This is a genomic window from bacterium (genome assembly GCA_035281585.1).
Lineage (GTDB): Bacteria > UBA10199 > UBA10199 > DSSB01 > DSSB01 > DATEDP01.
Map to the genome: position 1 here is coordinate 1 of DATEDP010000113.1, position 12781 is coordinate 12781.

Genomic DNA, 12781 nt, shown 5'->3' on the forward strand with positions numbered 1-12781 from the left:
CAGGGTCGGCATTCTTCCGTGCGATATTAGGGGATAGGCACAAGTACCTTGGGTTATGAGGACTTCACCGGCTTGGCAGCGCGAGCTTCGCGCCTTGGATTTTGAACACGACGCGGAATTGCGCGCCGAGGGACTATTGTCTTTGGCATCCCGAATCGAATCGCGGGGCGAAGAGGCGATGGCCGCCGAAATATATGGCCGGGTGGCCGGCGAATCTTTTCCTTCGAATTTGCGAGAGCGGGCCGAGCGCCGCTTGGCGGTCTTGAGCGGCGAAGGTCCGGTCGGCGACCGGGTCGAGCGGGGCTTCCGTCATTTTTTCAGCGAAGCCACCGATCCGGCGGCACTGGCGGCGATGGCGGCCGGCGGCTTGGCCTTTCGGGCCACTCGTTTGGCGGTGGTCGGACGGCTGGCGGCCTCGCCCAATGGATGGCTGAGTGGGGCGGGCAGCGCTCGCTTGGCCGCTTCCTTGGCCGGTTTCGCGGTCGAAGCCCCGGTCTTCACTTTGAGCGCCAAGCTTGGCCATCAAACGCTGGGTCGGGCTCAGGATTGGAGCGGCGCCGGCTTGGGCCGGGAGCTGGCCGCGAGCTATCTCTTTCTCGGCGCCTTGCGTTTGAGCGGCGCGGCTTCCACCGCCGCTTACCGCCGGGTTGGCGGAACCGGCGGTTCGCCGCTGCAGAGTGTTTTCACCCAAGCCGGCATTTTCACCGGAATTCTCGGCGCCCACGCGCTCGAAGTTCAAGCCGGCTTGGCTCCGCGGCGCGACGGCGCTTCGGTCTTGGTCGATTCGCTGGTTCTTCAGCTTCAATTTCACGTCGCCGGGCGCCTTTCCCAAGGCTTGCTCGGCGAGGGTGGCCGTCGCTTGGAACGCGAGTGGGACTCGCGGGCCGCCGCCGCGGTCTCCGAGCCTTCATCGCGGCCGCGTTTTTTGGCGGGACGCGGGCCTTTGCTCGATGGGCCGGTGTATTCGATCGCCGTGCCGGAGGGACCCGAAGGCTTCCGCCATTCGTCGGGCCCCACGCTTCCGGTCGAGATTGAAAGGCCGGCGGCCGCCTCACCTGAGTCGCCGATGTCGCCCAGGAGCCCAAGCCCCGAGCCGGCGCGCCGCCAAGCCGATTCCCGCCCGCTCGCGGCTTTGAGCTCGCTCGACGCTCTCCGCAAAATGCTGCGCGAAGCGACGATGCTGCCCGAGGCCGAAAAGCGCGAGGTGATCCGCCGGATCCAGGCCGGCGACCAAGGCGCCAAGAACGAATTGCTGCGCTCCGAGATCCGCTATGTCCACCATTGGGTACGGGCTTACGGCTTTCGCGGCCAAGAGCTCTTGGACGCCATGCAAGAAGGGCAGATCGGCCTGCTCGAGGCGGCCCAGCGCTTCGACTTTCGCGACGGCGTGAAATTCGAGTCTTACGGGACTTGGTGGATTCGATCCAACCTGACCGACTACGCTTCGCATTACCTCGACCAGGTGAGGCTTCCGGCCCATCAGCTCGACATGCTCCGGACCTTGCGCAAGGAGATCCAGGCTCTGCAGGCCTCGGGCGCCGAAATCGAGAAATTGGGACTGGCCGAGCGCCTGGATATCTCGCCCGCCCGGCTCGAGGAGCTCCGGGGCATGGAGCGCTCGCGCTACCTGGAGCGCATCGACGCCAAGCGCGGCTCCGGCGAGGACGAAGGCTACGATCTGCACGAGATCCTGCCCGACAAAAAGCCGCGGGTTGACGAGCAATTGGTGGGCCGAGGGCTTAGCCGTTCGATCGAGCGGTTCATCGCCAGCCGCCCGGCCGAGTCGGATCGAGTCATCTTGCAAAGCCGGCTCCTCGATCCCGCCGAGCCGAGCCGTGAGCTGGTGGCGGCGCGCTTGGGCAGCACGGCCGCCGAAGTCAAAGGCCGCGAGGCCCGGCTCCTTTATCAGCTTCGAGTTCATTTGGAGAGCCAGGGGGTCCGGGTCGAATGGGCCGAGCCCTTGCGCCATCCGGCGTTTTACAAGGCCCCAAAGGTTCGGAAAGCTTCGGCATCGGATTCAACCGAGGCGCCGACCAACGGGTCTGATCCCGGCTCCGGCTTTTCGCTGGTCAGCAGTCGGCCGCCGCTGCGGCCCCGCGTCGCGATCGTCGGCTTCGGCATGGCCGGGGTCGGCGCGGCCAATGCCCTGCGGAATTTCCGCCTCTTCAGCGACGGGGCCCAGGGCTTCGAGCCTCGCATCACGGTCTTTGAAGGGATGAACCGGACCGGCGGAAAAGCCGCGCCCGACAACCTCGGGGCTCAGTTCGTCGACGCCGAGCATTTTTATCCGATCGACCGGATGATCCGGGAGCACGAGCTCCCGACCACAGCGCTGCGCCACGATTACGACCTCGCGCCCTTCGTCACACCGTCAGGTATCCGGATTTCCGGCCACCAATTCTCCCAGGCCCTGCGCATCCTCCGCCAGTCGGCTCGCGAGGCCCTTTCGTCCCGGAGCTGGGAAGAGCTGGATCGCCAGAGCGCCGTCGACTTCATCCGTTATTTGGGACGCCGCAACGGCCCCTTGAGCTCCGAGGAGGTCGAGGCCATGGTGGCCCGGCTCGGCTTCGAGGAGGGGACCTTGAACATCTCGGCTCTCTCGTATGCGATCAACCTGGCGAAGAGCCAGACTCCCATGCCGCGCTACGAGATCGTCGGCGGGATGCAGCGCCTGGCCGAGGCCGAGCTGGGAGCCATCCTCGCGGCCGGCGGCGAGGTTCGCTTGGGGACGCCGGTGCGCGGCGCTCAAGCGCTGGCCGACGGCATTCGGCTTTCCTTCAACGAAGGCGGCCGGCCGCGGGAGGAGAGCTTCGACTACGCGATCCTGGCCTTGGCGCCCGAGCATCTTCGCGGCTTCGAGATCTCGGGCACCGAGATGCCGGTCGAAACGCTGGCCCGGCTCGAGCCGGCCCACATCCGCAAGACCAATCTCCGCAGCCACTTGCTGCCGCCGACCGAGGAATCGGCCAACCCGCGCTTCGCCCGCTGGAACTCGCCCGATCCGCTGAGCCCGCGGCTGCCGATGGTCACCTTTTTTCACGGTTGGAACGGCGAGCAGCGCCTGACTTTGCGCGAGATGATGCTCGAGGCCTACGGCCGGGAAGACGCCGAGGCGATGATCCAAGTCCACGAGCAGGTTTGGGACGGGCGCCCCCAGGACGGGATTCCCCATTACTACACCACGATGCCGGCTCCGGGGCAGGGTTACGCGGTCGCGCGTTTTGCGATGGACCAGTACTTCGGCCGCCGCTATGATGCCGAGCGCCTACGGATGGCCAATCATACTTTAGGCCTGGGCTGTTACGTCCGGGATGCGGCCATCGCCGGGGAGCTGGCGGCGCTCTCGCTGCTCCGCGGGGCCGGATTGGATTTGGGGCGGTCTCTCCGCCGACGCCACGATCCCCATCGCGAGCTGCTTGGCGCCGATAAAATCCGCTGATGCCGACCAAGGAGACTTGATGAAACCGATTCGCCTCAAGCTAATTCTGGGCCTTCCCCTTTTGCTCTGCCTGCTGACGCTGGGCTGCGGCCCGAGGGAAAAGGGGCCGGCGACCCGAAAGATCGTCAGCGCCGACGGCCATTTCGAGATCACCGTGCCCGGCGGCTGGAAAGAGGAAAAATCCCTGAACGATTCGGCCGACCTCCAAGCCTCGCATCGGCCCAGCGAGATGTATATCGTGGTCTTAAGCGAGCCCAAGGCCGATCTCGACGAGATGACCTTGGAAGGCCACTCCAAGCTGACTCGCCAGGCGCTGATCGACGGCGTCAAGAAGCCCCAGCTGTCACCGGCCTTCGCGATGAAAGTCGGCGACATGGCCGCCCTCCAGTATGAGATCCGCGGCTCGATGGACGGCGTCAACATCGTCTACCTTCACACCACCGCCGAGAGCCCCAATTACTTCCACCAGATCCTGGCTTGGACCGTCCCTTCACGCTTCGAGAAAAATAAAGAAACCCTGCAGAAGGTGATCGCCATGTTCCGGGAAGTCCCGGGAAGCACGGCTCAATGAAGCAGCGTTTGGTTCCGGCCTTAGTCGGGCTCGCCTTGCTGGGGATGGCCCTCTCGGTCGGGCTGAGCTACTTTCGAGGCAAGGGCCCGAATCCGATGCCCAGCGGTCTGGACGGTCGTTTGACCGTGACCCTGCCGCCGAATTGGTCGACCGTCGATTCACTCAACCCCCTGGCGAACCTCAAGGTCGGCGATTCCGAAGCCGATATCTATTTGATCGTGGTGAGCGAGAAAAAATCCGAGGTTCAGGGCGATAACCACACTTTGCAAAAATACTCGCAGAATGCCCGGGCTCGCTTAACCGCTTCGATGAGCGGTGTCCGCCAAGGCGGACCCTGGTGGGTCTCGGTGGGCCAGCATCGGGCCCTGCGTTACGAAATTTACGGCACCGCCCAAGACGGGATGAAGGTGACTTACCTCCACACCATCGTCGAGACGCCGGAGTACTTCCATCAAGTCGTCGGCTGGGCCGAGGCTTCGAATTATCCGAAACACCGCGGCGTCATTCGAGACGTCGCCGATTCGGTTCGAGAGGATGGTCGCTAATGTCCCTGGAATTGTATTTTTTGCGTCATGCCATCGCGGCCGAAAGGGGCGAGGGCGATTACTCGGAAGAGGAGCGCCCCCTGACCGAGAAAGGCCGCTTGAAGATGGTCGCCGCGATTCACGGCATGCATCGGCTCGAATTGAAGCTCGACGGCCTGCTCAGCTCGCCGCTCACCCGCGCGGTCCAGACCGCCGAGCTCGTCCGCCAGCACCTGCCTTACGGAGGGGCTTTGGAAATCCAGGAGGACTTGGCGCCCAGCGGCTCGCTCAAGCCTTTTTTGGAGAAAATCGGCCGGCGCGAGGGCAAGCGCTTCATGCTGGTCGGGCACGAGCCTAACTTGAGCTCGTGGATTCGGAGTCTTCTGAATTGCGGCCGGCGGGGAGGCCTTCTTTTGAAAAAGGGAGGACTTTGTCGGCTGGATCTGGAACGAGCGTCGGAGACGGCTTCGTCAGAACTAATTTATCTTCTCCAACCGAGACAGTTGAGAGCAATGGGGCGCTCGGGCTGAGCTCGACGCTTTGCAGGCGACGCTCGATGTTCCGCGAGGTAAGGTTGTCGGCGCCGGCCTTCGGCTTCTCCGCGCCGCTGCCGGAGATCGGCACCAAGGTCTTCGGCCCCTTGCCGCCCTTCCGGATCAGGCCCTGGATCCGTTCCCGCAAATCCTGTTGAATTTGCTCGACGCCGCGTCGGGCATCGATGACCTGGAATTGATATTGCTCGGCCATGTTGTCGTAGGCGTCGATCAAGGTCTTTTGATACTTCTTGAAGCTATCGAAGATGTTGTCGGCCAGGTGCAGGTCCATCCCCGATTCCCAGTAATTCATGCCGCCCGACTCGATGACCCGGGGGATCAGGCTGTCGACGTCGATGCGGAGATAGCAGACCAAATCCGGGACCGGCGCGAAGCCGTAGACGTCCTTGATCCAGGCCATGCTGGGATCGCGGGCCGAGTCGCGGGCGAAGGCGTTGTAGACGTAGCGGTCGGCCAGCACGACGAAGCCGCTGCGCATGGCCGGCAGGATCTGGTTTTCGAGGCGGTCGGCGAAGTCGGTGGCATAGAGCAGGGCCAAGGTCATGCGGTCGATCATGTTGCCGCCCTTGGCCATCTCGATGGCCTTGCCGGCGAGGTTGCTTCGGGTCCAGCCGGTGATCACCGTGCCGAAGCCCTGGACCTGGAGCCAATCGTCGAGCAGCTCGATCTGGGTCGACCGGCCGACGCCGTCGGTCCCCTCGATCGCGATCAGCTTGCCCTTAAGGTCGCTTGTCTTGAGGTAGGGCAAACCTTCGCCAAAAAACTTTATTCCGTTTGGCATAATTTCTCCTTTTGGTGGTGAAGCCTTCCAGCTGCTTCATCACCAGCTCCCGCACCTTCTTTTGCTGCTCTTCGATGTCCTCGGTGGCGTCGATGACGGTCAGGCCGAATTCGGACACGATGCGGTCGTATTCTTTCAAAATCATCCCTTGAAAGACCTTGAAGGACTCTTCGATGTTGCCGGAGAGGTTCAGGTCGAGGCCGGCTTCATAATATTTCAGCTTGGGACGGCCCGAGAGGATGCGGTCGATGGCCACCGCCAAAGGCGTTTTAAAATAAAAGGCCAGGTCGGGCCGCGCGGCGAAGTTGTACACCTTTCGCGCCCAAACCGGGTGAACCCCCCGGACCACGTCGCGGGCGAAGGCGGTGTAAACATAGCGGTCGGCCAAGACGATCATCCCGGCCTTGAGCGGCGGAAGTATTTGGTAATAAAGCCGGTCCGCGAAGTCGGTGGCGTGGAGGAGGCTGAAGGTCGTCGGGGTCAGCGACTTCTTTTTCTTGCCCTCCTTGGTGGTTTTCTTGACGACCACCGAGCTGTTCCACTCGCTCATGAAGACCGGATAGCCTTGGGACTCGAGGAAGCTGTGGAGGAGACGGACTTGGGTGGATTTTCCGGAGCCATCGATGCCTTCGACGATGATGAGCTTGCCCGGGTATTTGTGCGGCTCTTGAAAAATCATAGTATTTCCGGTCACTTCACGATGGAAGGCGAACGCTTCAACCGTGCCGTCGCCTTTTCCATACTATCCCTGTCCCAAGGGCCCCTCAATACCTTGCCACTAGGCATCGCCGCCTTTTCTTTCAACAAGAAAAATAAATCTCGGCCGGCGAGCTTTTCGAGGAGATCGCACTTTTGGCGGGCGTCCCAAAGCTCGTACTCGGCGTCGTTGTGGGCGCTGAGCAGAAAGGAAATCTCTTTCTTCTTCATCTTCACTTCCACCGAGTCGACGACGCCGAAGTGAGAGCGGTCGAGGGCGTCGGCAACGCGCAGGATTCCGGCCAGCCATTTCACCCGCCGCCGGACCGCCTTGCCTTGCTTGGCCCATTCCGGGTGCTTCGATTTGGGCAGGCTCCGGCGATGATAGCGGGCGACGAGGGCCAGGATATCGAGCTCTTCCTGGCTGAAGCCGTTCATCCCCGAGTTCTTGATCAGGTAGTAGGCGTGATGGTGATGCCGGGAGAAGCCGATATGGTAGCCGATGTCGTGAAGCAAAGCCGCATAGTTCAGCAACTCGCGGTCGAGCCCGCCCAGCCCATGGAGCTTGAGAGTCTGGTCGAAGATCTGCAGCGCCAACTTGGCGCTGTGCTCGGCGTGAGTCTTTTCGTAATTGCATTTGCTGGCCAAGCGCAGGACGTTGCGCAGCCGGACATCGGGAATGGTTTCCTCGCTCTTGAGGCGAAAGCGGTTGCGAGCGATGTAATCGTAGACCATGCCCTCGCGGATCGCCTTGTCGCAGAGCGAGATCGAATCGAGCTTGAAGGCCTTCATCGCCAGGAAGGCCGAAGCCGCGCCGCTGACGATCAGGTCGTTGCGCAGCGGATCGAGGCCTTTCATCGCGGCCCGCTCCTCGGCCGTCGAGTGGATCAAGCGGCCGTAGAGCTCCTTCAGGTCCTCGTAGCTCAAGGTGTCGGCGCGGGCTCCACCGACGGCCATGGCCCCCAAATTTTGCAGGGTGCCGGAGGTTCCGATGGCCCGGTCGACGCCGAGGGCCTTGATTTGGGGGGCGATGCTCTTGAGCTGGGTGGTGACGTACTTTTCCATCCGGTGGATTTCTTTTTCGCCGCCTTCCTTGAGAAAGAGCTGTTTCAGCCGGGCCGCCCCGAGCTTGAGGCTTTTCAAAAAGAGGATGCGCTGGGGATTGACCAGCAGGATCTCGACGCTGCCGCCGCCGATATCGATGATCAGGGTGTTGCCCTCCGGCAGCTCCAGCGAATGCTTCACGCCGAGGTAGATCAGGCGGCCTTCTTCCTCGCCGGTGATGACCCGGACCCGGATCTTGGTTTCCTTGCGGATCTTTTGGATGAACTCGCCGCCGTTGTGGGCCTCGCGCACCGCCGAAGTGGCGACGGCGACGATCTTTTGAATGCCCTTGCTCTGGGCCAAAAAGTAGAATTTGCGGATCGTTGCCAGGCCGCGCTCCATGACCGCCCGGCTCAAGTAGCGCTTGGCCATGGTTCCGTCGCCGAGCCGGGCCATCTCCTTTTCCCGACCCAGAACCTCGAAGGTGAAATTGGGATGGATCTCGGCCATCAGCATGTGGATGGAGTTGGTTCCCAGGTCGATGACGGCGATTCTCAAGCGTTCTCCTTTGGAAAGATTCGAGCGAGGGCCGAGCTTTGGCGGGCCAGAAAGCTCTTTTGCCCGGCCTCGATGTCGTCTTTCAGGCTTTGGCGAATCTCTTTCACATCACTCCCGGCCCCTTCCTTTTGAGCGAGCCGTTTGAGGCGGCCCTTCTTCAGCCATTGGAGCAAGACTTCCATGTCGTGGATCTCGCCGATGTCGTCCTGGAGCGCCTTGAGCTGCTCGATCGCCCGGAGCTCGGCCGTCGGATTTGCCGCCAGCTCGAGCAGGTAGCGCCATTGCTTGAGTCGGATGCGCAGCTCATGAAGCGACTCGATGTCGCCGCCACGGCGAAAGGCCGAATAGCTGTTTCGGGCTTCGCGCTCGGCCAAGGCTCGGCGCTTTTCCCAAGCCGGCTGATAGTTCTCCTCACCGCGGCGGAGCTGCCGAAGAATTTTTCGCAGTGCTTTCTCCAAACCGGCCCGGCGGCCTTTTCCGATTTTCTTCGCCAGCCCTTTCCGGGCCCGGCGGGCTGATTTTTTCAGCTCCGCTTCGGCGAAAGGGAGAGAAAAGCGTTGGCGCCAGAGCTTCAGGCTGACGTCGAGGCTGCGAATTTCGCCGAGCCGGCTAGTCAAAAACTTGACGGACCTCTCGGCCCGGCGATTCAGGCCGGAGGGTGGGGCTTCGGCCAGAACTTCGAAAATCGCCCGCAGCCGGCGCGTCGCCACTCGCAGCCGATGGACTTGGCCGCGCGAGAGTTTGCCGTCGAAGTTCTTCAAAGTCTTCGCGATTTCTAAAAGCTTGTCGAAAAGGGTGCGGGAAAAGACAGGGCCGGCGAGTTTTCCGTTTCGCGCCGGAGCAGCATCTTTTTTGCTTATAGAGGCCATTCTCAAACTGAGAAACCTTCTCAAAATGATCGAAAGCGTGGAGGAACTTTCTCGGTTTATCCTAAAAAACTAAACTAAATCAAGTGCTTATACTAAGGGAGGGATTGCCTCTTTGGCAATGGTTTTGCAATTATAATTAGCCAGCCAGGTTCCGGGGAAAGGCGAGAAACTAGGGGTGGAGAGGCGGAATTCGAGACCTCCTCTTTGGAAGTGGGCTCGCCGAAGGAACCGGTTTTGAACCCGATCCGCTGAAAACGCGGATCGGGTTTTTTGTCTTTACCTAATCCAGGCCCATCGTTTATCTCCAGCCGGCGTTTGGGAAACTTGTCATCCTGAGCGCCAGCGAAGGATCCGCTACGGAGTCCCTTGAGGATTCCTCGTCGCTTCGCTCCTCGGAATGACATTAGCCTGGAGATCGTCATGAGCGAAAAGATTCTGCAATTATTGGGTTCGGATGGCGAGGCGCTGCTCAGCCATCAATGCAAGACGGTGCCGAAGGATCAGCTCCATTTGCCGGGGCCCGATTTCATCGACCGGGTTTGGACCCTGACCGACCGCCCGATCAATGTCCTCCGGAATTTCCAGTCCCTCTTCAACCACGGCCGCCTGGCCGGCACCGGCTATCTCTCGATCCTTCCGGTCGACCAAGGCATCGAGCATTCGGCCGGCGCTTCCTTCGCTCCCAATCCCATCTACTTCGATCCCGAGAATTTGGTGAAGCTCGGCATCGAGGGCGGCTGCAACGCGGTGGCCTCGACCTTGGGGGTGCTCGGCTCGGTGGCCCGGAAATACGCCCACAAGATTCCCTTCATCCTCAAGATCAACCACAACGAGTTCTTGAGCTATCCCAACACCTTCGACCAAAGCCTTTTCGCCTCGGTCGAGCAGGCCTTCGACATGGGCGCGGTCGGCGTCGGCGCCACCGTCTACTTCGGCTCGCCGGAGAGCCGCCGCCAGATTTGGGAGATCAGCCAGGCCTTCAAGAAGGCCCATGAGCTCGGCATGGTGACGATCCTTTGGGCTTATCTTCGCAGCTCGGCCTTCAAGACCAAGGAGAAGGACTACCATGTCGCGGCCGACTTGAGCGGCCAGGCCAACCACTTGGCCGCGACCATCGAGGCCGACATCGTCAAGCAGAAGCTGCCCGAGAACAACGGCGGCTACGAGGCCTTGAACTTCGGCAAGACCCACAAGAAGGTCTACAGCGAGCTCTGCTCGGAGAACCCGATCGATCTTACCCGCTACCAAGTCTTGAATTGCTTCATGGGCCGGGCCGGCTTGATCAACAGCGGCGGCGCCTCGGTCGGCAAGGACGATTTGGCCCAAGCGGTCCGGACCGCGGTGATCAACAAGCGGGCCGGCGGCATGGGTCTGATCAGCGGACGCAAGGCTTTCCAGAAGCCGCTGAAGGAAGGCGTCGAATTGCTCAACGCGATTCAAGACGTCTACCTCGCCAAATCGGTAACCGTGGCTTAAGATCGACCGATGAAACGGACGGCATGAAAGTCCAATGGCTTAGCTAGGAGAAGTCCTTCAAGGCCTTTTCGATCCGGTCCAAGCCCTTCTCGATATTGGCCATGCTGGTGGCGTAGGAGAGCCGCATGAAGCCCGGCGCGCCGAAGCCCGAGCCGGCCACGCAGGCCACCAAGTGCTTCTCCAGCAGGTAGTCGCAGAAATCGGAGTCGGTCGCGATCTTCTTCCCGCCGGCGCTCTTGCCAAGATAAGACGAGATGTTCGGAAAGACGTAGAAGGCGCCCTGGGGATTGTAGCATTGGATCCCGGGCATCGCGTTGAAGCGCTTCACGATGTAGTCCCGGCGCTTCTTGAACTCGCCGACCCATTCCTTGAGGAAGCCCTGGTCGCCGTTGAGCGCCGCCACGCAGGCCCATTGGGTCATGCTGTTGATGTTGGTCGTCACCTGGCCCTGGAGCTTGGTCATGGCCGCGATGATTTCCTTGGGCCCGGCCGCGTAGCCCATCCGCCAGCCGGTCATCGAGTAGACCTTGCTGGCGCCGTTGACGGTGATGGTCAGGGCCTTGATCTTGTCGCCCAGCGAGGCGATTGAGACGAACTCGAAGCCGTCATAGACGATCTTCTCGTAGATCTCATCGGAGATGCAGACGACGTTCTTCGCCACTAGCACGTCGGCCACCGCTTGGAGCTCGGCCTTGGTGTAAGCCGACCCGGTCGGGTTGGAGGGGCTGTTGAGGACGAAGGCCTTGGTCTTGGAGGTGATCGCCTTCTCCAGCTCGGCCGGCGTGATCTTGAAGCCGTTCTTCTCCTGGGTGTCGACGATCACCGGCTTGGCGTCGTTGAGCAGGACTTGATCGGGATAGCTGACCCAGTAGGGCGCCGGAATGATGACCTCGTCGCCTTCCTCGAGCAGGACTTGGGCGATGTTGTAGAGCGAGTGCTTGCCGCCGCAGCTCACCAGGACTTCGTCGCGGCTGTAGGTCAGGCCATTGTCGCGCTTGAGCTTGGCGACGATCGCGTCCTTCAATTCGTTGATTCCGCCGACCGGGGTGTACTTGGTCTTGCCGGCCTTGAGGGCTTCGACCGCGGCCTGCTTGACGTGCTCCGGCGTGTCGAAATCGGGCTCGCCGGCGCCGAAGCCGACGACGTCGATGCCCTCGGCCTTCATCGCCTTGGCCTTGCTGTCGATGGCCAGGGTGGGGGAGGGCTTCACTTTTGCGATGCGTTTGGCGAGTTGGATCATAATTTCTTCCGAATGGTCTTCTCCACCAGCGGATGGACCATGCCCTTCACCGAACCGCCGAAGTAGGCGATCTCCTTGATGATGGAGGAGCTGATGTGGCTGAACTTGCTCTCGGTCATCATGAAGATCGTCTCAACTTGGGGGTTGAGGCTCTTGTTCGAGAAGGACATCTGCAATTCGTACTCATAATCGGCGACGGTGCGCAAGCCGCGGAGGATGACGTTGGTTTTTTTGGTTTTGGCGTATTCGACCAAGAGGCCCTCGAATTGGTCGACCTCGACGTTGCGCCGGCCTTTGAAGAGATTGCGCAGGAGCTCGACCCTTTCGTCGGGGCTGAGCAGCGATTTCTTCGAGGTGTTGCGGGCCACCGCGATGATGACTTTCTCGAAAATATCCAAGCCCCGCTCCACGATGTTCATGTGGCCGTAGGTTGGGGGATCGAAGGAACCGGGGTATATCGCGATTTTATGGCGCATCGGCTTTCCGCTTGAGAAAGGTCACGTAAGTTTGGCCGTACTTACGTTCATCCACGACTTCGAGTCCACCCAAAAAAGTGGGTTTTTCCCGGGGCGAATGCTCGCAGAGCAGGAGGCCGTCGGCGGCCAGCAGCGGATGGCGCAGGAGCTGCTTCAAGGTGGCATCGACATGGCCCTTGTCATAGGGCGGGTCGACGAAGATGAGGTCGTAGGGCTCGCTCTTCCGGCCCAGCCAATCGATGGCCGGAATCGCTTTTTTCTTGATCACCCGGGCCCGGTCGCTGAAGCCGGTCAGCTTGAGATTGTGAAAAAGCAGGCTGACCGCGGCTTGGTTCGGATCGACGAAATCGACCTGGGCGGCGCCGCGCGAGAGGGCCTCCAGACCCATGCTGCCGGTGCCGGCGAAAAGGTCGAGCACCCGCCGGCCCTCGAGATCGCCGAGGATTTGGAACACCGACTCCCGAACTCGGGCCGCCGCCGGACGGATGCCGGCGCTTTTCGGGCCCTTGAGCTTGCGGCCCTTGGCCGAGCCGGCCGTGATTTTCAGGCCCAT

At 61.4% G+C, this 12781-nt stretch carries 12 protein-coding genes; 4 read left to right on the forward strand and 8 right to left on the reverse strand.

Translation table 11 applies throughout. The features are described from left to right. The first annotated feature begins 55 nt into the window (after positions 1 to 55). Genes VJR29_09340 through VJR29_09350 form a run of 3 tightly spaced genes read left to right on the forward strand, consistent with a single transcriptional unit; the run spans position 56 to position 4555 of the window. Positions 56 to 3439: a sigma-70 family RNA polymerase sigma factor gene (locus tag VJR29_09340; GenBank protein HKY63610.1), complete on the forward strand. Its 3384-nt coding sequence runs from the start codon at positions 56 to 58 to the stop codon at positions 3437 to 3439. Positions 3440 to 3458: 19 nt separating this feature from the next. Continuing rightward, a complete protein-coding gene (locus VJR29_09345) occupies positions 3459 to 4010 on the forward strand; it encodes a hypothetical protein (GenBank protein ID HKY63611.1) in 552 nt (183 codons plus the stop codon). Next, positions 4007 to 4555, forward strand: a complete 549-nt coding sequence (locus tag VJR29_09350) for a hypothetical protein (protein HKY63612.1) — start codon at positions 4007 to 4009, stop codon at positions 4553 to 4555. Before VJR29_09345 ends, VJR29_09350 begins: the two co-directional genes overlap by 4 nt. Here the strand turns inward: VJR29_09350 and VJR29_09355 are convergent. From VJR29_09355 to VJR29_09375, 5 genes are read right to left on the reverse strand one after another with little or no spacing between them, the layout of a single operon-like run. Continuing rightward, positions 4552 to 4884: a hypothetical protein gene (locus VJR29_09355; protein ID HKY63613.1), complete on the reverse strand. Its 333-nt coding sequence runs from the start codon at positions 4882 to 4884 to the stop codon at positions 4552 to 4554. The genes VJR29_09350 and VJR29_09355 overlap by 4 nt on opposite strands. A gap of 4 nt (positions 4885 to 4888) precedes the next feature. Then, on the reverse strand, positions 4889 to 5869 hold the full coding sequence (gene tmk, locus VJR29_09360; GenBank protein ID HKY63614.1) for a dTMP kinase: 981 nt from the start codon (positions 5867 to 5869) through the stop codon (positions 4889 to 4891). Continuing rightward, positions 5808 to 6548 (reverse strand): thymidylate kinase, encoded by a 741-nt coding sequence (locus VJR29_09365; protein HKY63615.1) that lies wholly within the window; start codon positions 6546 to 6548, stop codon positions 5808 to 5810. The genes tmk and VJR29_09365 overlap by 62 nt, the downstream gene beginning before the upstream one ends. Before the next feature lie 11 nt (positions 6549 to 6559). Then, the gene (locus VJR29_09370; GenBank protein ID HKY63616.1) at positions 6560 to 8167 is read right to left on the reverse strand and encodes a Ppx/GppA phosphatase family protein; all 1608 of its coding nucleotides are present in this window, start codon (positions 8165 to 8167) and stop codon (positions 6560 to 6562) included. Beyond that, complete coding sequence (locus VJR29_09375; GenBank protein ID HKY63617.1) at positions 8164 to 8928, reverse strand: CHAD domain-containing protein; 765 nt, start codon at positions 8926 to 8928, stop codon at positions 8164 to 8166. The genes VJR29_09370 and VJR29_09375 overlap by 4 nt, the downstream gene beginning before the upstream one ends. 528 nt (positions 8929 to 9456) lie before the next feature. Here VJR29_09375 and VJR29_09380 point away from each other — a divergent pair. Then, positions 9457 to 10512, forward strand: coding sequence for a class I fructose-bisphosphate aldolase (locus VJR29_09380; protein HKY63618.1), 1056 nt, complete (start codon positions 9457 to 9459; stop codon positions 10510 to 10512). Between the two features lie 43 nt (positions 10513 to 10555). On the opposite strand, the gene VJR29_09385 is transcribed toward VJR29_09380, so the two are convergent. Genes VJR29_09385 through rsmD form a run of 3 tightly spaced genes read right to left on the reverse strand, consistent with a single transcriptional unit; the run spans position 10556 to position 12781 of the window. Continuing rightward, positions 10556 to 11752 (reverse strand): pyridoxal phosphate-dependent aminotransferase, encoded by a 1197-nt coding sequence (locus VJR29_09385; GenBank protein HKY63619.1) that lies wholly within the window; start codon positions 11750 to 11752, stop codon positions 10556 to 10558. Beyond that, positions 11749 to 12228: a pantetheine-phosphate adenylyltransferase gene (gene coaD / locus VJR29_09390; protein HKY63620.1), complete on the reverse strand. Its 480-nt coding sequence runs from the start codon at positions 12226 to 12228 to the stop codon at positions 11749 to 11751. Before coaD ends, VJR29_09385 begins: the two co-directional genes overlap by 4 nt. Then, positions 12218 to 12781, reverse strand: a complete 564-nt coding sequence (gene rsmD / locus VJR29_09395) for a 16S rRNA (guanine(966)-N(2))-methyltransferase RsmD (protein ID HKY63621.1) — start codon at positions 12779 to 12781, stop codon at positions 12218 to 12220. The genes coaD and rsmD overlap by 11 nt, the downstream gene beginning before the upstream one ends.